Annotated in this window: 21 protein-coding genes and 1 pseudogene; 14 read left to right on the top strand and 8 right to left on the bottom strand. The window is 65.8% G+C overall.

Annotated elements, in window-relative coordinates:
* Window positions 1-36: 36 nt before the first annotated feature.
* Together CKW37_RS29790 and CKW37_RS29795 are read right to left on the bottom strand one after the other, a co-directional pair.
* Entirely contained in the window at window positions 37-390 is a 354-nt protein-coding gene (locus CKW37_RS29790) for a hypothetical protein (RefSeq protein WP_095159686.1), read from the bottom strand.
* A gap of 4 nt (window positions 391-394) precedes the next feature.
* The gene (locus CKW37_RS29795) at window positions 395-1,006 is read right to left on the bottom strand and encodes an NAD(P)H-binding protein (protein WP_095159687.1); all 612 of its coding nucleotides are present in this window, start codon (window positions 1,004-1,006) and stop codon (window positions 395-397) included.
* Window positions 1,007-1,214: 208 nt separating this feature from the next.
* Here CKW37_RS29795 and CKW37_RS29800 point away from each other — a divergent pair, with 208 nt between their 5' ends.
* The 3 genes and pseudogenes from CKW37_RS29800 to CKW37_RS29810 all read left to right on the top strand — a co-directional run.
* Window positions 1,215-1,658: a CopD family copper resistance protein gene (locus CKW37_RS29800; protein WP_095159688.1), complete on the top strand. Its 444-nt coding sequence runs from the start codon at window positions 1,215-1,217 to the stop codon at window positions 1,656-1,658.
* A gap of 13 nt (window positions 1,659-1,671) precedes the next feature.
* Complete coding sequence (locus CKW37_RS29805; protein WP_095159689.1) at window positions 1,672-2,859, top strand: NnrS family protein; 1,188 nt, start codon at window positions 1,672-1,674, stop codon at window positions 2,857-2,859.
* Between the two features lie 52 nt (window positions 2,860-2,911).
* Window positions 2,912-3,250: pseudogene (locus CKW37_RS29810) on the top strand (M20/M25/M40 family metallo-hydrolase); the annotation flags it as partial.
* Between the two features lie 115 nt (window positions 3,251-3,365).
* Here the strand turns inward: CKW37_RS29810 and CKW37_RS29815 are convergent.
* The 6 genes from CKW37_RS29815 to CKW37_RS29840 all read right to left on the bottom strand — a co-directional run bounded on the left by CKW37_RS29815 (window position 3,366) and on the right by CKW37_RS29840 (window position 10,399).
* Window positions 3,366-4,637, bottom strand: coding sequence for an OprD family porin (locus CKW37_RS29815; RefSeq protein ID WP_095159714.1), 1,272 nt, complete (start codon window positions 4,635-4,637; stop codon window positions 3,366-3,368).
* Window positions 4,638-4,669: 32 nt separating this feature from the next.
* Window positions 4,670-5,806: an ABC transporter substrate-binding protein gene (locus CKW37_RS29820; RefSeq protein ID WP_095159691.1), complete on the bottom strand. Its 1,137-nt coding sequence runs from the start codon at window positions 5,804-5,806 to the stop codon at window positions 4,670-4,672.
* A 54-nt stretch (window positions 5,807-5,860) separates the two neighbouring features.
* On the bottom strand, window positions 5,861-6,622 hold the full coding sequence (locus CKW37_RS29825) for an ABC transporter ATP-binding protein (RefSeq protein WP_095159692.1): 762 nt from the start codon (window positions 6,620-6,622) through the stop codon (window positions 5,861-5,863).
* Window positions 6,619-8,385: an ATP-binding cassette domain-containing protein gene (locus CKW37_RS29830; protein ID WP_095159693.1), complete on the bottom strand. Its 1,767-nt coding sequence runs from the start codon at window positions 8,383-8,385 to the stop codon at window positions 6,619-6,621. The genes CKW37_RS29825 and CKW37_RS29830 overlap by 4 nt, the downstream gene beginning before the upstream one ends.
* Complete coding sequence (locus CKW37_RS29835) at window positions 8,385-9,422, bottom strand: branched-chain amino acid ABC transporter permease (protein WP_095159694.1); 1,038 nt, start codon at window positions 9,420-9,422, stop codon at window positions 8,385-8,387. The genes CKW37_RS29830 and CKW37_RS29835 overlap by 1 nt, the downstream gene beginning before the upstream one ends.
* Before the next feature lie 395 nt (window positions 9,423-9,817).
* Window positions 9,818-10,399, bottom strand: a complete 582-nt coding sequence (locus CKW37_RS29840; RefSeq protein ID WP_095159695.1) for a TetR/AcrR family transcriptional regulator — start codon at window positions 10,397-10,399, stop codon at window positions 9,818-9,820.
* A gap of 303 nt (window positions 10,400-10,702) precedes the next feature.
* Between CKW37_RS29840 and CKW37_RS29845 the strand changes: the two genes are divergently transcribed.
* The 11 genes from CKW37_RS29845 to CKW37_RS29895 all read left to right on the top strand — a co-directional run bounded on the left by CKW37_RS29845 (window position 10,703) and on the right by CKW37_RS29895 (window position 20,515).
* On the top strand, window positions 10,703-11,518 hold the full coding sequence (locus CKW37_RS29845) for an alpha/beta fold hydrolase (RefSeq protein WP_095159696.1): 816 nt from the start codon (window positions 10,703-10,705) through the stop codon (window positions 11,516-11,518).
* A 5-nt stretch (window positions 11,519-11,523) separates the two neighbouring features.
* A complete protein-coding gene (locus CKW37_RS29850) occupies window positions 11,524-11,820 on the top strand; it encodes an extradiol ring-cleavage dioxygenase (protein ID WP_095159697.1) in 297 nt (98 codons plus the stop codon).
* Window positions 11,821-11,824: 4 nt separating this feature from the next.
* Entirely contained in the window at window positions 11,825-12,673 is an 849-nt protein-coding gene (locus CKW37_RS29855) for a protocatechuate 3,4-dioxygenase (protein ID WP_095159698.1), read from the top strand.
* Entirely contained in the window at window positions 12,670-13,023 is a 354-nt protein-coding gene (locus CKW37_RS29860; protein ID WP_095159699.1) for a non-heme iron oxygenase ferredoxin subunit, read from the top strand. Before CKW37_RS29855 ends, CKW37_RS29860 begins: the two co-directional genes overlap by 4 nt.
* Before the next feature lie 41 nt (window positions 13,024-13,064).
* The gene (locus tag CKW37_RS29865) at window positions 13,065-14,414 is read left to right on the top strand and encodes an SRPBCC family protein (protein WP_095159700.1); all 1,350 of its coding nucleotides are present in this window, start codon (window positions 13,065-13,067) and stop codon (window positions 14,412-14,414) included.
* 12 nt (window positions 14,415-14,426) lie between these two features.
* Entirely contained in the window at window positions 14,427-14,948 is a 522-nt protein-coding gene (locus tag CKW37_RS29870) for a 3-phenylpropionate/cinnamic acid dioxygenase subunit beta (protein WP_095159701.1), read from the top strand.
* A 34-nt stretch (window positions 14,949-14,982) separates the two neighbouring features.
* Window positions 14,983-15,795, top strand: coding sequence for a 3-(cis-5,6-dihydroxycyclohexa-1,3-dien-1-yl)propanoate dehydrogenase (gene hcaB / locus CKW37_RS29875; RefSeq protein WP_095159702.1), 813 nt, complete (start codon window positions 14,983-14,985; stop codon window positions 15,793-15,795).
* Window positions 15,796-15,838: 43 nt separating this feature from the next.
* Complete coding sequence (locus tag CKW37_RS29880) at window positions 15,839-16,810, top strand: nitronate monooxygenase family protein (RefSeq protein WP_095159703.1); 972 nt, start codon at window positions 15,839-15,841, stop codon at window positions 16,808-16,810.
* 27 nt (window positions 16,811-16,837) lie between these two features.
* A complete protein-coding gene (locus CKW37_RS29885; RefSeq protein WP_095159704.1) occupies window positions 16,838-17,620 on the top strand; it encodes a 2-keto-4-pentenoate hydratase in 783 nt (260 codons plus the stop codon).
* Window positions 17,621-17,726: 106 nt separating this feature from the next.
* Window positions 17,727-19,586, top strand: coding sequence for a feruloyl-CoA synthase (locus tag CKW37_RS29890; protein ID WP_095159705.1), 1,860 nt, complete (start codon window positions 17,727-17,729; stop codon window positions 19,584-19,586).
* On the top strand, window positions 19,583-20,515 hold the full coding sequence (locus CKW37_RS29895) for an acetaldehyde dehydrogenase (acetylating) (protein ID WP_095159706.1): 933 nt from the start codon (window positions 19,583-19,585) through the stop codon (window positions 20,513-20,515). The genes CKW37_RS29890 and CKW37_RS29895 overlap by 4 nt, the downstream gene beginning before the upstream one ends.
* The last annotated feature ends 40 nt before the right edge of the window (window positions 20,516-20,555 follow it).

Consider the following 20,555-nt stretch of genomic DNA (forward strand, 5'->3'; position numbering starts at 1 on the left):
GCAAATAGGAATCACTATCATAAGCGCGACTGACGGTCAGCGTTGCGGGCGGCGGTTGCTCGTCTTGCTGGCGGATGGACGCGGCCGCCGCCGTTCCAGCAGCACCAGCCGCAGGGCCTTGGCCAGCAACGCGCCGAGAATGCAGCCGGCGGCGGTGGCGATGATTTGCAGCAACAAGCCGAGCCCGCTGACCAGGGTCATGGCCTGAACCCAGGTGATCACTTCCGGCCACAGCGCCAGCCACAAGGCGATGAAGCCCAGCACCAGGTCGTACCAGCGACCGCTGACGCCTGCCGGGCGATAGCCGCGCACGAACAGGATGAAAGCGCTGAAGGCCATGGCCAGCAGCACGGTGCCGAAGGTCTGGCTAAGGGCGTCGGGTCCGGACATGGGATTAACCTCCGTTGCGGGCGCGCAGGCGCAGGCATTGATGACGGTGCAGGCCGAGGCGTACTTCGTCCATCAGCGCTTCGGCGCAGTCGAAGGCGCGCTGGGCGTCGGGGTTGCCAGTGGCCGCCGTGCCGCTGAAGTCATCGACCCGCAAACCGTCGACCAGCGCCGGCGCTTCCACCAGCGTCCAGTCCAGGCCGCTGGCCTCCAGGCTGCGGCGCAGGCCGGCGCCGAGGGCTTCGTCATCGGCGGTGTCGGCGTCCACCAGCCATTGCCAATGACCGATCAGCAGCAGTTTCGGCACGCCGGCGCGGCCCAGGCTCAGGGCGCCGTCGATCAGATGACCGCATTGCACCGGCAGGTCGTCCTGCAACTCGCCGCCGAGGCAGGCGAACACCACGTCGAGCCCGGCGATGGCGCGGTTCACCGTCGGTGCCGAGTCGAGGCTGCCGAGCTTGCAGCGCAGGCCGGGGCGGGCGGTCAGTTGGTTGAGGTCGTCGAGCACGGCGGTGACTTCGTGCTGGCGGTGCAGCGCGGCGGCGATCAGCGCCTGGCCGAAGCTGTCGTGGGGCAGGAACACACCCAGTTTCAGGCGCGGGGTTTCGAGGTTGTGCATGGGGCCTCCCGAAGGTGGACGGCAGATAGGCATATCGAAGGCCGTCCATCGTTCGAGTTCCGCCGGTGTGACGCACGGACAGGCATGGATAGACGGGATGTGGCGACTGCCGATCAGGGCGCGGGGCCACTTTTCCCGCAGCCTTGACTGGGGTCAACCGGCCAGCGCCCGCGCCACGCTAGTCTGGCGCGCACGACGAGGCCCCTTCATGACCTATCCCTATCTGTTGACCCTGCACTTGCTTGCCGCGCTGATCTTTATCGGTACCGTGTTCTTCGAGGTGCTGTTTCTCGGCAGCATTCGCCGGCAATTGCCCGACCGGCTGATGATGATGCTTGAGCACGCCATCGGTCAGCGTGCCCGGCAAGTGATGCCCTGGGTGTTGCTGGTGTTGTTCGGCGCCGGGGTGGGGATGGTCCGCGAACGCTATCTGCCGTTGCTGGCGGCGCCGTGGGAATCGTCGTTCGGCACCTTGCTGGCGCTGAAGATCGTGGCCGGCGTCAGCGTGCTCGGGCATTTCCTCACGGCGCTGTGGTTGTTCCGCAGCGGCCGCATGACGGCGCGGGCGGTGACGTTCATTCATGCCAGCGTGTTCACCCATTTGCTGGTGATCGTGCTGCTGGCCAAGGGCATGTTCTTTCTGACGTGGTAAGCCGGAGGCCGCGATGCAAGTGATCGACCGCAACAAGGCGCTGGCTGTCACGCCACTGCTGCGCCTGGCGTTTCGCCCGTTCTTCCTCGGCGGCAGCCTGCTGGCGCTGATCGCCGTGCCGCTGTGGCTGATCGCCCTGGGCGGCAGTCTCGACTGGCAGCCGGCGGGCGGCTGGCTGGCCTGGCACCGGCATGAATTGCTGTTCGGTTTTGGCCTGGCAATCGTCGCCGGCTTTCTGCTCACCGCCGTGCAGACCTGGACCGGCCAGTTGGGCGTGAGCGGCAAACCGCTGGCGGCGCTGGCCTTGTTGTGGCTGGCGGGGCGGGTCGCTTGGTTGGTCAATCTGCCGTTGCCCTTGCTGGCCTTGCTGGAACTGGGCTTTCCGCTGTTGCTGGCGCTGCTCATGGGCCGCAGCCTGTTGCGGGTCAAGCAGCAGCGCAATTACCCGGTGGTAGCGCTGTTGTTGCTGCTGACTCTGGTGGACGCCATCGCGATGGCCGGGTTGCTCAACGGCGACGACGGCTTGCAGCGCCAGGGCGTGCTCGGCGGGTTATGGCTGGTGGCGGCGATGATGGGGCTGATCGGCGGGCGGGTGATTCCCTTCTTCACCCAACGCGGCCTGGGTCGCACCGCCGCAGTCGCACCCTGGCCATGGCTGGACTGGCTGTTGCTCGGCGTTTCGGCGCTGGTGGCGTTGCTGTATGCCGCGGGGCCGGCGTTGACGCCCTCGTTGTGGCTCGGCCTGCTGTTCGCCGGATTGACCCTGGGCCACGGCATTCGCCTGCTGCGCTGGCATGATCGCGGATTGTGGCGGGTGCCGCTGCTGTGGTCGCTGCACCTGGCGTATGCCTGGCTGGTGCTGGCGTGCCTGGGCATGACCCTGTGGCATCTCGGCGTGACGCTGAATCCGAGTCAGGCAGTGCACTGCCTGACGGTGGGTGCCATGGCCGGGCTGATCCTGGCGATGATCGCCCGGGTCAGCCTTGGCCATACCGGCCGGCCATTGCAGCCGCCGGCGGGGATGAGTGTGGCGTTTGTGCTGCTGAATGTCGCCGGAGTCTCGCGGGTGTTCCTGGTGCCGTTGAATACGCCGGCCGGGCTGGGGTTGGCGGCGTTGTGCTGGGCGCTGGCGTTTGGCTTGTTCGTTCGGGGTTATGGACCAATGTTGATGCGGGCGCGGGTGGATGGGCACCCCGGCTAGCACAGCCGGTCAACTCCGAAATGCCCGGCAAGGCGAGCGCGTGTGAAATCAGGCCGAGCAGCGCTTTGTCGAGGCGCTTGATCGGCTGGCGAAAGAAGAGGGTGTCAGCGTCAGTCGTGAGCAACTGGTGCGCTTCGAGCCGGTGGTGTTCGACGCGGGGCTGGCCGACGCCATCGAGGCCAGCGCCCGACGCCTGGACCTGAGTCACCGGCGCATGACCTCCGGCGCCGGCCATGACGCGCAGATGATCGCCCGCATCGCTCCGACGGCAATGATCTTCGTGCCCAGCCGTGGTGGCATCAGCCACAACCCACGGGAACACACCGATGACACAGCATTGATTGACGGCGCCGAGGTGCTGCTTGAGGTAGTGGTGCGGCGGCTTTCTTGAGTTGTTTCGAAATCCGTTGAGCTGGGTGCTCCGAGACTGTTTGCGGTCTTTCGCGAGCAAGCTCGCGCCCACACCCGTAAACAAAAGCCCCCGCACCAGGCGGGGGCTCATTTCGTCAGAACAACGCCAGCGTGTAGTCGATGTTCACCCTCAGCTCGTTGTCATCCCGGAACGACGCCGCCGGGGCGAAGTCGTTGCGGTACCAGGCATGTCGCAAGCGTACGGCGACGTTCTTCAGCGGCCCGCTCTGCACCACATATGACAGCTCGATATCCTTCTCGCTTTCGTTCAATCCCGACCCGCCCAACGCCGTTGGCAGCTCGATATGGCTGCCGTCCAGATAGCGCAGCATGCCTTTCAGGCCGGGAACGCCCATGGCGACGAAGTCGTAGTCGTAACGGACTTGCCAGGTGCGTTGCTTGGGGTTGAGGAACTCGCTGCTCAGCGCGCCTTCGCTGACCACCATCGGCTCGGAGCCGGCGATGTAGGGCATGGAGGTGTTGCCGTTGAGCTGCATCCAGCCCAGGCCAAGGCTGTGTCCGGCCTGGCTGTAGGTGGCCATGATGCCGAAGGTGCGGTTGTCGACTTCGCCGGCCTTGGCCGGGCCGTCTTCGCGGCTGATGTGGTAGCGCACGTCGGTCTTCAGGCGACCGCCGCCCAGCGCGCGGTTGTCGATGAAGCCCACGAAGTCCTGCTTGTAAATATCCTCCAGCTCGGCGTGGTAGTACTTGAGGGTCAGCGGCTCGGACCACTGGTAGTCGCCACCGATGTAGTTGAAGGCGTCCGACTGCGCGGCGCCGTTGAAGCGGCGGTTGGGCGCGGCGATGGAGATCTTCTGGTCGTTGGTGGAGTCGCGCTGGTTCATGCGGTCGAGGCGACCCGCGCTGAGGGTCAGGCTGTCGATGTCCTGCGACTTGATGTTCACGCCACGGAAGGTCTGCGGCAGCAGGCGCGTGGGGCTGGCGAACAGGATCGGCAGGATCGGCATCAGCGTGCCGCCCTGCAGTTCAGTCTTGGACACCTTGATCTTGCCGGTCAGGCCCAGCTCCGAGTAGTCGTCGCGGGGATGGCGGTCGGTGCTGTCGAATGGCAGCAGGCCGGTGCCGGTGCGGTCGGGGCTGGAGTCGAGCTTGATGCCGAGCAAGCCCTGGGCATCGAGGCCAAAGCCCACCGGGCCTTCGGTGTAGCCGGAGTTGAAGCGCAGGATGAAGCCCTGGGCCCATTCGCGGGTCGCCGATTGCGCCGAGGTGCCTTTGTAGTCGCGGTCGAAGTAGTAGTTGCGGGCGGTGATGGTCGCCTTGCTGTCTTCGAAGAAGCCCTGGGCCTGGAGGACCGGGCTGAGGGCGCAAAGCGAGCCGAGGGCGACAGCGGTGTTGAGTCGGTTCATGGTGTGGCCTTTCTTATTGTTGTTTTCGGGGTTCATTCAGGGGCGTGCAGCAGGACCCACTGTTGGTCCTTCACGGTCACCAGGGCGCGGGCGCGCTGGTCGTGACCGAAGTGGTCGGTGGCGCTGAGGTTGTAGACGCCATGGGTGCCGACCACGTCCTTGGTGCCTTCCAGCTGGTCGCGCAGGCTCTGGCGGAATTCGGCGCTACCCGGCTGGGCGGTTTTCAGTGCGGCAGGCACCGCAGCTTCGACCAGACGCATGGCGTCGTACAGGTAGGCGCCGAATGGCGACAGGCTGCCCGCGCCGTATTGCGCTTCATAGCGCTGGGCGTAGTCGCTGGCGACGGCTTTGGACGGGTGGGTTTCCGGCAATTTGTCCCACACCACCACCGGGCCGACCGGCAGGATCGCGCCATTCAGGGCCTTGTCGCCGATGCGCAGGAAGGCCGAGTTGGCGGCGCCGTGGGTGTGGTAGATCGTGCCCTTGTAGCCGAGGCGACGCAGTTCGGTGTGGGGCAGCGCGGCCGGGGTGCCGGTGGCGCCGATCAACACGGCGTCGGGCTTGGCGCTCATGACTTTCAGGGCCTGGCCGCTGACCGAGGAATCGGTGCGGTTGAAGCGCTCGTCGCGCACCAGGGTGATGCCGGAAGCCGGCGCCAGTTCGCTGAGCACCTTGTGCCAGTCCTCGCCCCAGACGTCGTTGTAGCCGATGTAGGCGAGGGTCTTCACTCCGGCTTCTTTCATGTGCTCGATCAGGGCTTCGGCCATCAGCGTGTTGGTCTGGGCGATGGTGAAGATCCACTGTTGCTCGCCGCTCGGCGGCGTGTAAGGAGCGAGGGCGATCTGCGCGGTGTGGCTTTCCTTGGCGATCTGCGCCACGGCCGCCGAGGTGGGCACGGTGGTGGAGCCGATCAGCAGATCCACCTGGTTTTCGCTGACCAGCTTGCGCGCGTTCTTCGCCGCGGCGGTGCTGTCGCTGCCGTCGTCGAGGACCACGTATTTCACCGCCTGGCCGGCGATTTCCTTGGGCAGCAGGGCGATGGTGTTGCGTTCAGGAATACCCAGCGAAGCGCCGGGGCCGGTGGTGGAGAGGATCACGCCGACGGTGACGTCGGCCTGGGCGGCGGCCGACATCGCGGCGACCAGCAGCAAGGGGAGGAAGGGTTTCATGCAAGCTCCTGACTATTGTTGTTATGGCGTTGGGTGGTGCGGAAAAACCGTGTGTCAGCCGGTGGCGCGGGCGGCCTCCGTGGCGGTGGATGAGGATTTGCGGCCCAGGTAGCTCTCGACCACCCGGGGGTTCTGCGCGAGGTCGGTGGCGTCGCCGTGCAGGACGATGTCGCCGACTTCGAGGACGTAGCCGTAGTCGGAAATCTTCAGTGCGGCGCGGGCGTTCTGTTCCACCAGCAGGATGGAAACGCCGCGTTCGCGCAGGGTCTTGAAGATGTCGAAGATCTCGCCGATCACCCGTGGCGCCAGGCCCAGGCTCGGCTCGTCGAGCATCAGCAGGCGTGGCTTGGCCATCAGCGCGCGGCCGATGGCGAGCATCTGCCGCTCGCCGCCGGAGAGGGTGCAGGCCGCCTGTTCGCGGCGTTCACGCATCCGCGGGAACAGCGCGAAGACTTCGTCGAGGGTCTGCTGATGATCGCGATGACCCTGGCGGTGGCGGCTGAAGGCGCCGAGGCGCAGGTTGTCCTCGACGCTCATCAGGCCGAACAGCTCGCGGCTTTCCGGCACCAGCGCCATGCCCTTGTCGATGCGCTGGGCCACGCCGTGGTGGGCCTGCAACGGCTGGCCGGCATAACTCACCTCGCCGGTGGACGGCAGCAGGCCGATCAGCGCCGCCATCAAGGTGGTTTTGCCGGCGCCGTTGGGGCCGATCAGGCTGACGATCTGGCCCTCGTCCAGGTGCAGGTCGAGGTTGCGCACCGCTTCCACCTTGCCGTGGTTGATCGACAGGTTGCGTACATCCAGCAGGCGGCTCATTCCACACCTCCGAGGTAGGCGGCCAGGACCGCCGGGTTTTCCTGAATTTCCAGCGGGGTGCCGCAGGCCAGGCGCTGGCCGAATTCCATCACCACGATGTGGTCGGCCAGGCCCATGACGAAATCCATGTCGTGCTCCACCAGCAGCACGCCGAGGCCTTCGCCGCGCAGTTGTTCGAGGAGTTGCGCGAGGGCCTGTTTCTCGCCGTAGCGCAGGCCGGCGGCGGGTTCGTCGAGCAGGAGCAGGATCGGGTCGCTGCACAGCGCCCGGGCGATTTCGACGATGCGTTGCTGACCCAGCGCCAGGCTGCCCGCCGGGGTGTGCAGGTGTTCGCCAAGTCCGACCCGTTCGATTTGCCGCGCGGCCTCGGCCAGCAGGCTGGCTTCCTCGGCGCGTTCCAGGTGCAGCATCGAGCGCAGCAGGCCGGCCTCGCCACGCATGTGGGCGCCGAGGGCGACGTTTTCCAGCACGCTCATCTCCGGCAGCAGGCGCACGTGCTGGAAGGTCCGGCTGACCCCGAGGCGGGCGATGGCGCGTGGCGCCAGGCCGTCGATGCGCTGGCCGAGGAAGCTGATTTGTCCGGCGTTGGGCGCCAGCACCCCGGAGAGCAGGTTGAACAGGGTGGATTTGCCGGCGCCGTTGGGGCCGATCAGCGCGGTGACTTCGCCGCTGTTGATCGCCAGGCCCATGTCCTTGTTGGCGACCAGGCCGCCGAAACGCTTGATCAGTCCTTCGGCCACCAGCAGCGGCTGGCCGCGGGCGGGCATGCTGCGCCGGGGCAGGGCGGCGGCTTCGACGGGCAGCGCGGTACTGCGCCGGCGCTTCGGCAGTGCTGCCTGCAACAGCGGCAGCAAGCCGCCGCGGGCGTATTGCAGGACGAGGATGATCAGCACGCCGAAGAAGATCATTTCGAAGTTGCCGGCCTGGCCGAACAGGTGCGGCAGGACATCCTGCAGCACCTGCTTGATCAGGGTCAGCAGGGCCGCGCCGAGCAGCGCGCCCCACAGGCTGGCGACGCCGCCGAGGACAATCATGAACAGGTATTCGATGCCCATCACCACCGAAAACGGCGTCGGGTTGACCACCCGTTGCAGGTGGGCGTACAGCCAGCCGGACAGCGAGGCCAGCAGCGCGGCGATCAGAAATACCTGCAAGCGGCTGCGGGCGGTGGGGATGCCCATCGCTTCGGCCATGCCGGCGGCGTCCTTGAGGGTGCGGATGGCCCGGCCCTGGCGGCTGTCGAGCAGGTTGTGCAGCAGCCACAGGCTGGCGGCGAGGATCAGGCCGAGCAGCGGGCTGAAGTCGGCGGCGCTGCTGATGCGCCAGCCGAACAGCTCGATGGCCGGCAGGTCCTGGATGCCGCCGAAACCACCGAGGCCCGGCAGGTTGCCGAACAGGTAGAACAGCGCCAGGCCCCAGGCCAGGGTGCCGATCGGCAGGTAGTGGCCGGCCAGGCGCAGGGTCAGCAGGCCGAGGCTGGTGGCCACCGCGAGGGTGATCGCCAGCCCGGCCAGCAGGCCGAGCCAGGGCGACAGGCCGTACTCGGTGCAGAGCACCGCGGTGGCGTAGGCGCCGATGCCGACGAACGCGGCCTGGCCGAAGGAGGTCATGCCGCCGATGCCGGTGAGCAGCACCAGGCCCATGGCGACCAGGCTGTACAGGCCGATGTAGTTGAGCAGGGTGACGTGGAACGGCGGCAGCACGCTTGGCGCCAGGCACATGGCCGCCAGCAGCAGGATCAGGGGAAGCAGGCGACGGGTCATCAGTGTTGCTCCTCGAGATGAGGGTGTTTCAGCGACAGCCACAGCAGCACCGGGATCACCAGGGTGAACACGATGACTTCCTTGAAGGCCGAGGCGCCGAAGTTGGCGAAGCTTTCCAGCACGCCGACGAAGAACGCGCTGCAGGCGGCAATGGGGTAGCTGGCGAGGCCGCCGAAGATCGCGGCGACGAAGCCCTTGAGACTGATAAGGAAACCGGAGTCGTAATACAGCGTGGTCAGCGGCCCGATCAGCACGCCGGACACCGCGCCGATAAACGCCGCCAGGCCGAACGCGCTCTGGCCCGCCAGTTGCGTCGGGATGCCCACCAGTTGCGCGCCGTTACGGTTCAGCGCGGTGGCGCGCAGGGCCTTGCCGTACAGGCTGTGGCCGAAGAAGGCGTAGAGCAGGCCGATCAGCGCCAGTGCGCAAGCGATCACCAGCAGGCTTTGCAGGCTTACCGGCAGGTCACCGAGCATGAAACTGGCGTCGGTCAGCGCCTGGGTGCGCACGCCCTCGGCGCCGAACATCCACAGGCTGATGCCGACCAGCGCGATGTGCACCGCCACCGAGATGATCAGCAGCAACAGCACCGAGGTTTCCGCCACGCGCTGGTAGACCAGGCGATACAGCAGTGGGCCCAACGGCGTGACCAGGGCCAGGGTGACGACGATCTGCAACACGCCGGGCAGGGCGGCGAGATCGAGATTGCCCAGCACCAGCCAGAGCAGCGCCGGCACGCTCAGGTAACGCAGCGCCAGGCCCGGCAGGCGCCGGTAATGGCCGTGACGCATGGCGATCGCCGCATCCAGCGTGCACGCCAGCAACGACAGGCCGATCAGCAGCCACAACGTGCCGGGCAGCAGGCCCAGTTGCAGGGTCGCCAGGGTCAGGGCGCTGTAGGTCACGAAATCGCCCTGGAACACCAGGATGGTACGGGTGACCGAGAACACCAGGACCAGCGCCAGGGCCACCAGCGCATAAATCGCACCCGTAGTGAGGCCGTCCTGGCCGAGAAACGCCAGTATCGAGAGATCCATGAGCAACCCTCAGCGAGCGATGGGGTAGGGAAGGCCGGGCCGCGCGGACGGGCTGTCGGTCAGGTCGGGGGGAGGCGGTAGATCGGCGGGGCGGCCGGTGCGCGCATGCGAGAACATAGTGAGATACCCAACTGTATTTTTATTGTCTTAGGGTCCAGCCCCGGTGTGGGCTGTGGGCGACCTTATCGGAATACACATGCGAATGTGTATGTATAGACTAGCGGGTCATGACGGAGGTTTGTCAATAGGGGGAGGGAGAAAGAGGGGGTTTTGAAATCGAAAGATACAGTTATGTATCTTTTTGCGGTTTTCAGGCGTACTGCGATGGCGTTGCGGGTCATTCGTTTTGTGGGAGTTGGCAAGCCAACTCCCACTGGGTGCCTCGCATTTTTGTCTCAGGCCGGAACGGCAGCGCCCTGCGGCAACAACAACCCCGCCATGCGCTGACTACGGTCCAATCGCTGCTCGGACGTATCGTCGCTGTGCAGCAGCGACAGGCTGATCTGGTACGCATAGATCAGGTAGGCGCGGTCCTGCGCTTCATCGGCGGGCGCGCCGGCCTGGATCAGCAAGCCCTCGATGTAGTTCAGGCGATGGCTGTCCACTTCGTCGATGGCCTGGCGCGCCTGTTTGTCGCGGCGGGCCCAGGCGCGGATGCCCAGTTCGATGGCGGCGGCTTCCTTGGCGGTCTGGCCGTGGGACGGCAATTCCAGCAGGCGCTGCAACTGCTGCAGCGGCGAGGCGTGGGCGTTGCGCAGGTTGAGAATCACGTCTTCGGTGGCGCGCGCACGCCAGTTGCCGAGGATGCCTTCGAGCAGTTCGCCGCGGCTTTTGAAGTGGTAGTAGAAGCTGCCGCGGGTGATTTTCAGTTCCTTGGCCAGGGTATCGACCCGGACCGCATCGACGCCGCTGCTGACCAGCACATGTTGGGCGGCGTGGATCCAGTCTTCGCGGGTGAGGTTGGTGCGTGATGACATTGTGTAAGGGCCTTGTTCATCGAGCTGGAAGGCGCCTGGGCGGCAGGATCGTGGCCCGGCCCGGGGCGCTAAGGAGGGCATTCTAGCGCCCGGCGCAATGCCGAGGCTATTGCCGCCGGCGCAGCCAGAGCGCGCTACGGGGCACCGGCAGTCTGCCGAATTTGCCCATTTGTTTAAATACACATCTGTAGGTTGACCTGCATATTTTTGCACCGTTCCGCGTTTTTTTCGTTGACGCACGTCAAAACCATCCATAGCATTCGAATACACATCTGTATGTTAAGAATAAAAACGGAGACCTCGATGAGCGCAATTGCCAAGACGCTGCTGGCCGCAGGGCACAACACCCACTACTACGAAGCCGGTCAGGGCGATGCTCTGTTCCTGCTGCACGGTTCGGGTCCAGGCGTGTCCGGCGGCACCAACTGGGCCAAGTCCATCCCGGTGTTTGCCGACCGCTGGCGGGTGATCGTGCCGGACATCGCCGGCTTCGGTTTCACCGAATTCCAGGCCGACGCCAAGTACGACATCAAGCTGTGGGTCAACCACCTGCTGGGCATCATGGATGCGCTGGATATCCAGAAAGCCTCCTTTATCGGCAACTCCTTCGGCGGCGCCGTGGCCATCGGCCTGGCGGTGTTCGCTCCGGAGCGGGTCGACAAACTGGTGCTGCTCGGCACTCCTGCCGGCGAGTTCGTCCAGACCCCCGGCCTGCGTGGCGCCTGGGAATACGAGCCGTCGCTGGAGAACATGCGCCGCCTGATGGAGCTGTTCCCCTACGACAAATCCCTGATTACTGACGAATTGGTGCAGTCGCGTTTCGAGGCCAGCGCGCGTTCTGGCGCCCAGGACGCCCTGCGCAAACTGATCCCGCGACCGGCCGCCGAAGGCCAGACCCTGGTCAAAGGCTTCCCCGCCGCAGCGCTGGCGAAAATCACCGCGCCAACCCTTGTGGTGCATGGCCGCGAGGACCGTGTGGTGCCGCCGGAATGCGGCCTGCTGATCGCCAACAGCGTGCCGAACGCCGACCTGCACCTGTTCGGCCATTGCGGCCATTGGGTGCAGAGCGAACAGCCTCGGCGCTTCGCCGCGCTGGTCCGCGACTTCCTCAGCGAGTAAGCGCCATGAGCCGAAATGTAATGGAGCGCGTGCTCTGGCAACTGTGCGTCGAGCGCGCCGCCAAAGAGCGGTTTCGCCAGGACGCCGCGGGCTTTCTGGCCCGCTTCGAGCTGGCCGAAGACGAGGCCGCGATGATCCTCGGCTTCGATGTCGCCGGGCTGCAGGCCGCCGGGGTCAACCCGATGCTGACCATGGGCTTCTGGCAGGAACTGTCCGTCGAGCGTGACATGGCGATCTACAAGCAGCGCCTCGGCTGCACCGATGAACTCAGCGCGGGTTTCTCCGCCGCGCTCAAGGGGTGATGAGATGGGCAAGATAGTAGGCGGCTTCTGGATGCCGCACGACCCGGTCATGTTCGTGGCGCCCAATGCGCCGCCCGAAGCCCAGCGCGAGGCGGTGTGGCAAGCCTACGCCAACTGCGCCCGGCGCCTCGCCGAGCTGGAGCCGACCGCGGTCATCATCGTCGGTTGCGACCATTACATTCTGTTCGGCACCCACTGCCTGCCGCGCTACGTGATCGGCACCGGTGATGTCGACGGGCCGATCGACCGCCTGCCGGGCCTGCAACGCCGCGTGGTGAGCAACCACCAGGCGCTGGCCGAACACATCGTCGCCCACGGTGACGCCACGGGCGTGGACTGGAGCGTGGCGCGCAGCTTCACCGTCGACCATTCGTTCTCGATCCCGCACCAATTGGTGGTGCAGCCCGCCGAGCAACTGCTGGGCAAGACCTTGCCGAGCATCCCGGTGTACCTGGCCTGCGGCGTCGATCCGTACATCTCGCTGAAGCGCTCGGCCGACCTCGGCCGGCAACTGCGCGCGGCGGTGGAAGCCTTCGACGCCGACGAGCGCGTGGTCATCATCGGCAGCGGCGGCATCAGCCACTGGGTCGGTACGGTCGAGATGGGCAAGGTCGCCGAAGACTTCGACCGCGAGATTCTCGCCCTGGGGGTCAAGGGCGACCTGGATGGCCTGTGTGCCTACAGCGACGAAGAAATCCTCCGCCGCGCCGGCAACGGCGCCATGGAAATCCGCAATTTCGCCTGTGCCATGGCCGCGCTGGAGCAGCCGGTCGGTGAGGTGGTCGCTTATGAAGCGGTGCTGGCCTGGGTCACCGGCCTGGGCTTCGTACAACTGAAGGAGGGTCGGGCATGAGCCGTGTATTGCTGTGCCAGCGCGACGAACTGGCGCCGGGCGAACTGAAGAAGGTCGAGCAGGCCGAGGGCGACGCGATCTGCGTCTACAACCTGGGCGGCACCTTCTACGCCACCACCGACATGTGCACCCACGCCACCGCCTCGCTGGCCGAGGGCGATATGGAAGACGACCTGATCACCTGCCCGGTGCACTGGGGCCAGTTCCACATCCCCAGCGGCAAGGCGGTGACCTTCCCCTGCGAACGGCACCTGCGCACCTACAAGATCATCGTCACCGACCGCGAGGTGTACGCCGACGTCGCGCTGGAAGCCGACGAGGCACTGGCTGCGGCCGAGAGCCCGGTCTGACGTCGTCGCTGTCCCACCGCATTCCTGTGTGAGTCCGAACCATGGATAACAATAAATACATACCGCTCAGAACCATCGAATCCACCCCGAGCCTGGATAACCTCGATCGCATCTGCGACATGGAAGAAGGCCGGCTGTCGGGCAAGGTGTTCTGGGACCAGGCCATCTACGAGCAGGAGATGGAAAAGATCTTCGCCCGCTGCTGGCTGTTCGTTGCCCACGAATCGCAACTGCCGAAATTCGGCGACTACCTGACCACCTCCATGGGCGAGGACGAAGTGCTGGTGGTGCGGCAGAAGGACGGCTCGCTGAAAGTCTTCCTCAATTCCTGCCCGCACCGCGGCAACAAGGTCTGCTTCGCCGAGGCCGGCAACGCCCGCGGCTTTATCTGCAACTACCACGGCTGGTCGTTCGGCGCCGACGGTGGCCGGCTGATGGGCATGCACGAATCCAAGTGCTACGAAGAAAGCAACTTCGACAAATCCAAACACGGCCTGCGCGAAGCCCGGGTCGGCACCTACAAAGGCCTGGTGTTCGCCACCTTCGCCGCCGACGCACCGACCCTTGAGGAGTACCTCGGGCCGATGACCTGGTACCTCGACGTGATGCTCGACATGGACGAGGGCGGCAGCGAATTCCTCGGCGGCTGCATCCGTTCCACCATCGACTGCAACTGGAAGATCGCCGCGGAAAATTTCGTCGGTGACATCCTTCATGGCGGCTGGACCCACGACTCGGCCGCCAAGGCCATGCTCGGCGGGCCGGTGACCAATGTCGGCGAATTGCCGGAGTCGTACTCGGTGAACTGGAACGGCCACGGCTACGAGTTCGCCACCGATGTGGTGGGCAACGCCGCGACCCTCGGCGAGCGCGATATCAACAAGTACCTGCACGTGTTGCGGCCCAAGGTCGCCGAGCGCCTGGGCGAGTTCCGCTCGAAGCTGATCGGGGCGATTTCCTCGTTCACCGTGTTCCCCAACTTCTCCTTCCTGCCGGGGCAGAACACCGTGCGCATCTGGCAGCCACGCGGGCCGCACAAGATCGAGTTGTTCACCTGGGTGATCGTCAACAAGAACGCCCCGCAGGACATCAAGGACAAATGGCGCCGCGGCGCGATGATGACCTTCTCGCCCACTGGCGTGTTCGAAATGGACGACGGTGAGAACTGGGAGTACTGCACCAAGACCGCCCGCGGCGTGGTCACCCGTTACCAGGACCTGTACGTCGGCCTGGGCATGGACAGCCGGATCGACAACAGCGAGCTGCCGGGCAACGTGTTCAAGGGCCAGCTCAACGAATGCAATGCGCGGGCGTTCTACCAGCGCTGGAAAGACCTGCTGCAAGCGCCGACCTGGGCAGATGTCCCGGACCGCAACGGCAAGATGCGCTGAGGAGAAGCCCGCATGACACTGGAACAACAGTTGACCTTCGAAGACGTGCGCCGCGTCGAGCAATTCCTGCTGCGCGAAGCGCGCCTGCTGGACAACGAATGCTGGGACGAATGGCTGCAGACCCTGAGCGAGGCGATTCATTACTGGATGCCCGGCATCGAGAACCGTCGTCGCGAGGACAAGTCCGGGCCCTACACCCTGGAACACATGGCCTTCTTCGATGACGGCATCCGCGAACTGCAACGCCGGGTGTCGCGCTTCAAGCAGCCGTCGGCCTGGGCCGAGAACCCGCCGACGCGCAATGTGCATCTGGTCAGCAATATCGAGGTGTATGCCGGCGAGGCGCCGGGCGAGTACCGCGCCTATTCCTGCTTTATCAACGTGCGCAGCCGCGGGCTTGATGAACAGTCGCAGATCACCGGCCGCCGCGAGGACGTGCTGCGGGTCGAGGCGGACGGGTTGAAGCTGCTCAAGCGCAAGATCCTGATCCCCAATGCGATGTTGCTGTGCAAGAACATCAATACCTTCCTGTGACACCCCGTGTTGCTGAATTTCCGAGGATTGATTTATGGGTTGGCTAAACAACCAGGTCGCACTGGTCACCGGCGGCACTGGCGGCATCGGTAGCGCCATCGTGCGGCGCTATGTCGCCGAAGGGGCGAAGGTCGCGGTCATGGGCCGTGACGCCGCGCAACTGGCGGCGCTCAGCGCCGAGCTGGGCGACGCGGTGATCACCGTGCAGGGCGATGTCTCGCGCTGGCAGGACAACCAGCGCGCCATGGCGGCAACGCTGGAAGCCTTCGGCAAGCTCGACACCTTCGTCGGCAACGCCGCGGTGTTCGACTATTTCACCCGGCTCGACCGGATCGCCCCGAAAGATTTCGAAGGCGCGTTCCAGAAGCTGTTCTCGATCAATGTCCAGGGTTACCTGCTCGGCGCCCAGGCGGCGACCGAGGCGCTGCGCGAAACCCGCGGCAGCATGATCTTTACCCTGTCCAACAGCGCCTTTTATGCCGGCGGAGGTGGCATTCTCTACGTCACCGCCAAGCATGCGCTGGTGGGGATGATCCGCCAGTTGGCCTACGAGCTGGCGCCGGACATCCGCGTCAACGGTGTCGCCCCCGGCGCCACCAACACGCCGATGAAGAGCCTGGAAGGCCTGAACAGCCGCAGCGTGCCGCTGAACCAGATTCCCGGCTTCGAAGCCGGCGCCGCCCAGGCGGTGCCGCTGCAGCGTATCGCCGAACCCGAGGACCACGCCGGGCACTATGTGCTGCTCGCCTCGCGGGAAAATGCCGGGCTGACCACCGCCAACATCATCCACAGCGATGGCGGCTGGGAAATCCGTAGCAGCGGGGCGGCCAAGCATCGCAAGACCTGAACCCAGCCAGCGTGCTCTACAAAATAAACAAGAGAGATGCGTGATGAGCAACAGAAGCCTTAGTGCACCGCAACAACACCTGCTGGACCTGGTCGCCGGCCTCAACCTGCCGGTGCTGGCCGCGCCGATGTTCCTGGTTTCCGGGCCGAAACTGGTCTCGGCTTGCTGCCAGGCCGGGATCATCGGCAGCTTCCCGGCACCCAATGCCCGCACCGTCGAGCAACTGGACCAGTGGCTCGGCGAGATCGTCGCCGAGCGCGAGGCCGCCAGTCAGCGCGGTGAGGCCCGCGCGCCGTGGATGCTGAACATGATCGTGCACAGCACCTACGACCGTTTCGACGCCGAACTGGAACTGGTCAAACGCTACCAGCCGCCAATCGTCTCCACCGCACTCGGCAGCCCCAAGCGCGTGCTCGATGCCGTGCACGCCTACGGCGGCGTGGTGATCGCCGACGTGATCAGCCCGGCCCTGGCGCGCAAGGCGGCGGACGCCGGCGTCGATGGCCTGGTGCTGGTCTGCAACGGCGCCGGCGGCCACACCGGCAACTACAACCCGTTCGCCTTCGCAGGCGAAGTGCGGCAGTTCTGGGACGGGCCGCTGGGTCTGGCCGGGGCCATCTCCAACGGTCGCGATATTCACGCCGCGCAAGTGCTCGGCTGCGACTTCTCGCTGGTCGGCACGCGCCTGGTGGCCGCCGCGGAAAGCCTGGTGGAAGACGCCTACCGCGACATGCTGGTGGCGTGCTCGCTGGACGACGTGGTCACCACCAAGGCGGTCAGCGGCGTGTTGGCCACCTGGATGCGCCCGTCGCTGGAGCAGGCCGGTATCGATCCGGCCACCGAGGCCCGCGCCAGCATCGATTTCTCCGGCAACATCGCCAGCGCCAACAAGGCCTGGAAGCACGTGTGGTCGGCGGGGCAGGGGGTCGGGCAAATCAGCCGCCACTACAGCGTCGCCGAGCTGGTGGATGAACTGCACCAGGGTTACCAGGAAAGCCGCGCTCGCGCGTTGTAAGCCGAACTTGCCTTCAGGAGAAACACGATGACTCATCCTTCCCTGCAACCGGCCGCCGAAGCGCTGGCCCGCGCCCGGCAGACCCGCACCCCGTGCGGGCGGATTTCCGAGCGCTTCGACATCAACAGCCTGGCCGACGCCTACGCCATCCAGGAACTCAACACCCAGGCCGCCCTGGCTGCGGGCCGGCGTCTGAGCGGGCGCAAGATCGGTCTCACCTCGCTGGCGGTGCAGCAGCAACTGGGTGTCGATCAACCGGACTTCGGCATGCTCTTCGCCGACATGGAGATCCGCGACGGCGAGGCGATCGACAGCAGTCGGCTGATCCAGCCCAAGGCCGAAGGCGAGATTGCCTTTGTCCTCGGCCGTGACCTGACGCACGCCGACACCACCCTGGCCGAGCTGCTGCGCGCCGTGGACCATGTGCTGCCGGCGCTGGAGATCGTCGATTCGGCGATCGAAGACTGGAAAATCACCCTGGTCGACACCGTCGCCGACAACGCCTCTTCCGGCCTTTATGTCCTGGGCAAGACCCCGGTCAGCCTGGCCGGGCTCGACCTGGCGCTGGAAGGCATGTTGCTGGAGAAAAACGGTGCCCAGGCGGCCATCGGCGTCGGTGCGGCCTGCATGGGCAACCCGCTGGACGCCTGCCTGTGGCTGGCACGGACCATGGCCGAGGCCGGACGTCCGTTGCAGGCCGGCGATGTGCTGCTGTCCGGCGCACTCGGGCCGATGGTCCAGGTCGCTGCTGGCGACAGCCTGCGCCTGCGCCTGACCCGGCTGGGCGAAGTGAGCTGCCGCTTCGCCTGAGACGAACGAGCCAACACCTTGAGGCCGGCCGTCAGGCTGGCGAACGTCACAACAATAAATCAGTGAGCGGTGGGCACCTGACCCGCCGAACTCATGAGGGCGTGCCATGTACGACATCTTCAACGACCCGACGCGGTTGGCGCCGGCGCGCGTGCTCTATGAGCCCGGCGCGGACGGCAGTTTCATTCTCGGCTCGGCCGAGCCCCTGCAACCCTATGCGCGCTGCATCGGCGAATGGCTGGAGCATTGGGCGCACCAGACTCCTGACCGCGCTTACCTGGCGGAACGCCGCAACGGTGGCTGGTTCACCCTGAGCTACCGTGAAGTGCGCCAGCGTGTCGGTGCCCTGGCCCAAGGCCTGCTGGAGCTGGACACCGCGCCGGGACGCCCGGTGCTGATGCTGTCGGAAAACGATATCGACCAGGCGCTGCTGACCCTGGCGGCCATGCACGTGGGCATTCCGGTGTCCACCGTGTCGGTGGCCTATGCCCGCAACACCGGCAGCGGCTGCGCCAAGCTCAAGGCGATTATCGACGTGCTGGACCCGGCGCTGATCTTCGTCAACGACGGCGATGCCTTCTGCCGCGCCATCGAGCTGGTCGCGCCGCGCTGCCCGGTGGTGGCGGCGCGCAACGCCCAGGAAATCCCCGACGGGCTGGCCCTGCCGTTGCTGTACAAAACCGAAAGCTCGGCGGTGATGGACGCCTTCGCCCGCGTGGACGGCGACACCCCGGCGCGCTACCTGCTGACCTCCGGCTCCACCGGTTCGCCGAAGGCGGTGATCAACACCCACGGCATGCTCTGCGCCAACCAGCAGGCCATCGCCCAGTGCTGGCCTTTCATTGAGCGGATCGACGTGGTGGTGCTGGACTGGCTGCCGTGGAGCCACGTGTTCGGTGCCAACCACAACTTCAATCTGGTGCTGCGCAACGGCGGCACCCTGTACATCGACGACGGCCGGCCACTGCCGGGACAGATCGACCGCACGGTGGAGAACATCAAGTCGGTCAAGCCGACGCTGTTCTTCAACGTGCCGCGCGGCTACGAGTCGCTGCTGCCGTACCTGGAACGCGACGAAGCGCTGGCCCGCGCCTTGTTCGGCCGGCTGGAGCTGCTGTTCTACGCCGCCGCCGCGTTGCCGCAAAGTTCCTGGCAGCGCCTGGTGGCGCGCGCCGCCGAAGTCCGCGAGGCACCGCTGTTCTTCGCCACCGAATGGGGTTCGACGGAAACCTCGCCGGTGGTCACCAGCGTGCATTTTCAGTTGGACAAGGCCGGCAATATCGGCCTGCCGGTGCCGGGCACGCAGATCCGTTTCGTGCCCAGTGGCGACAAGCTGGAAATGCGCGTGCGCGGCCCGTCGGTGTTCCCGCGTTACCTCAACGACGCGCAGAGCACCGAGGCCGCGTTCGATGAACTGGGCTTCTACCGCATCGGCGATGCCGGCCGGCTGGTGGACCCGGAGCGGCCCGAACTGGGGATTCTGTTCGATGGCCGTGTGACCGAAGACTTCAAGCTCAGCAGCGGCACCTGGGTGTCGGTGGGCACCCTGCGCCCGCGGCTGGTCAGCGCCCTGGCGCCCTATGCCAGCGATTGTGTGATCTGCGGCCACGACCGCGACGTGATCGGCGCGCTGGTCTACCCGACCCCGGCCCTGCGCGAGTTGCTCGGCAAGGCCGGCGAGTCCATGAGCGGCGCGCAACTGGCGCTGCAGCCGGAAGTGCGCCTGGCCCTGTGCGCCGGCCTCAAGGCGCTGGCCCGGGACTTCCCGGCGTCGTCGCAGCACGCGGTGCGGCTGATGATCCTCGACACCCCACCGAGCCTGAATGACGGCGAAATCACCGACAAGGGCTACATCAACCAGCGCGCCGCCCTGACGCTGCGCGCCGACGCGGTCCAGCGCCTGTACGCCGACACCCTCGGCCAGGACGTGATCCTGCTCGCCGAAGTCTACGGAGAAGCGGTATGAGTCAACGCAAACTGAAAGTCGCCATCATCGGTTCCGGCAACATCGGCACCGACCTGATGATCAAAATCCTGCGCCACGGCCAGCACCTGGAGATGGCCGCGATGGTCGGCATCGACCCGGCCTCCGACGGCCTGGCACGGGCGGCGCGGCTGGGCGTCGCCATCACCCACGAAGGTGTTGACGGCCTGACCCGCATGCCAGAGTTTGCCGATATCGACTTCGTCTTCGATGCCACCAGCGCCGGCGCCCACGTCAAGAACGACGCCTTCCTGCGCTCGATCAAACCCGGCATTCGCCTGATCGACCTGACGCCCGCCGCCATCGGTCCGTATTGCGTGCCGGTGGTGAACCTGGAACAGAACCTCGACCAGCTCAACGTCAATATGGTCACCTGCGGCGGCCAGGCGACGATTCCGATGGTCGCGGCCGTATCTCGCGTGGCCAAGGTTCACTACGCCGAAATCGTCGCCTCGATTGCCAGCAAATCCGCTGGCCCTGGCACCCGCGCCAATATCGACGAATTCACCGAAACCACCTCCCGCGCCATCGAGGTGATCGGCGGCGCGGCCAAGGGCAAGGCGATCATCGTCATGAACCCGGCCGAGCCGCCGCTGATCATGCGCGACACGGTATTCGTCCTTTCCGAGGCCGCGGATCAGGCGCAGGTCGAGGCTTCGATCATCGAAATGGCCCAGGCCGTCCAGGCTTATGTGCCGGGCTACCGGCTCAAGCAGAAGGTCCAGTTCGAGGACGTTCGCGACCTGAAAATCCCCGGTCTCGGCGTGTTCTCCGGCCTGAAGACCTCGGTCTTCCTCGAAGTCGAAGGCGCCGCCCATTACCTCCCGGCCTACGCCGGCAACCTCGACATCATGACGTCCGCCGCCATGGCCACCGCCGAGCGCATGGCCCTGTCGATGATCAACGGCTGAGGAACGACCATGAAAAAAATCTACATCTCCGACGTCACCC

Source organism: Pseudomonas sp. Irchel 3E13, assembly GCF_900187455.1.
GTDB lineage: Bacteria > Pseudomonadota > Gammaproteobacteria > Pseudomonadales > Pseudomonadaceae > Aquipseudomonas.

What these genes read in the sequence shown, in the direction of transcription:
- CKW37_RS29790 (WP_095159686.1), bottom strand. Translation starts at nt 390, where the DNA reads ATGTCCGGACCCGACGCCCTTAGCCAGACCTTCGGCACCGTGCTGCTG.
- CKW37_RS29795 (WP_095159687.1), bottom strand. Translation starts at nt 1,006, where the DNA reads ATGCACAACCTCGAAACCCCGCGCCTGAAACTGGGTGTGTTCCTGCCC.
- CKW37_RS29800 (WP_095159688.1), top strand. Translation starts at nt 1,215, where the DNA reads ATGACCTATCCCTATCTGTTGACCCTGCACTTGCTTGCCGCGCTGATC.
- CKW37_RS29805 (WP_095159689.1), top strand. Translation starts at nt 1,672, where the DNA reads ATGCAAGTGATCGACCGCAACAAGGCGCTGGCTGTCACGCCACTGCTG.
- CKW37_RS29815 (WP_095159714.1), bottom strand. Translation starts at nt 4,637, where the DNA reads ATGAACCGACTCAACACCGCTGTCGCCCTCGGCTCGCTTTGCGCCCTC.
- CKW37_RS29820 (WP_095159691.1), bottom strand. Translation starts at nt 5,806, where the DNA reads ATGAAACCCTTCCTCCCCTTGCTGCTGGTCGCCGCGATGTCGGCCGCC.
- CKW37_RS29825 (WP_095159692.1), bottom strand. Translation starts at nt 6,622, where the DNA reads ATGAGCCGCCTGCTGGATGTACGCAACCTGTCGATCAACCACGGCAAG.
- CKW37_RS29830 (WP_095159693.1), bottom strand. Translation starts at nt 8,385, where the DNA reads ATGACCCGTCGCCTGCTTCCCCTGATCCTGCTGCTGGCGGCCATGTGC.
- CKW37_RS29835 (WP_095159694.1), bottom strand. Translation starts at nt 9,422, where the DNA reads ATGGATCTCTCGATACTGGCGTTTCTCGGCCAGGACGGCCTCACTACG.
- CKW37_RS29840 (WP_095159695.1), bottom strand. Translation starts at nt 10,399, where the DNA reads ATGTCATCACGCACCAACCTCACCCGCGAAGACTGGATCCACGCCGCC.
- CKW37_RS29845 (WP_095159696.1), top strand. Translation starts at nt 10,703, where the DNA reads ATGAGCGCAATTGCCAAGACGCTGCTGGCCGCAGGGCACAACACCCAC.
- CKW37_RS29850 (WP_095159697.1), top strand. Translation starts at nt 11,524, where the DNA reads ATGAGCCGAAATGTAATGGAGCGCGTGCTCTGGCAACTGTGCGTCGAG.
- CKW37_RS29855 (WP_095159698.1), top strand. Translation starts at nt 11,825, where the DNA reads ATGGGCAAGATAGTAGGCGGCTTCTGGATGCCGCACGACCCGGTCATG.
- CKW37_RS29860 (WP_095159699.1), top strand. Translation starts at nt 12,670, where the DNA reads ATGAGCCGTGTATTGCTGTGCCAGCGCGACGAACTGGCGCCGGGCGAA.
- CKW37_RS29865 (WP_095159700.1), top strand. Translation starts at nt 13,065, where the DNA reads ATGGATAACAATAAATACATACCGCTCAGAACCATCGAATCCACCCCG.
- CKW37_RS29870 (WP_095159701.1), top strand. Translation starts at nt 14,427, where the DNA reads ATGACACTGGAACAACAGTTGACCTTCGAAGACGTGCGCCGCGTCGAG.
- hcaB (WP_095159702.1), top strand. Translation starts at nt 14,983, where the DNA reads ATGGGTTGGCTAAACAACCAGGTCGCACTGGTCACCGGCGGCACTGGC.
- CKW37_RS29880 (WP_095159703.1), top strand. Translation starts at nt 15,839, where the DNA reads ATGAGCAACAGAAGCCTTAGTGCACCGCAACAACACCTGCTGGACCTG.
- CKW37_RS29885 (WP_095159704.1), top strand. Translation starts at nt 16,838, where the DNA reads ATGACTCATCCTTCCCTGCAACCGGCCGCCGAAGCGCTGGCCCGCGCC.
- CKW37_RS29890 (WP_095159705.1), top strand. Translation starts at nt 17,727, where the DNA reads ATGTACGACATCTTCAACGACCCGACGCGGTTGGCGCCGGCGCGCGTG.
- CKW37_RS29895 (WP_095159706.1), top strand. Translation starts at nt 19,583, where the DNA reads ATGAGTCAACGCAAACTGAAAGTCGCCATCATCGGTTCCGGCAACATC.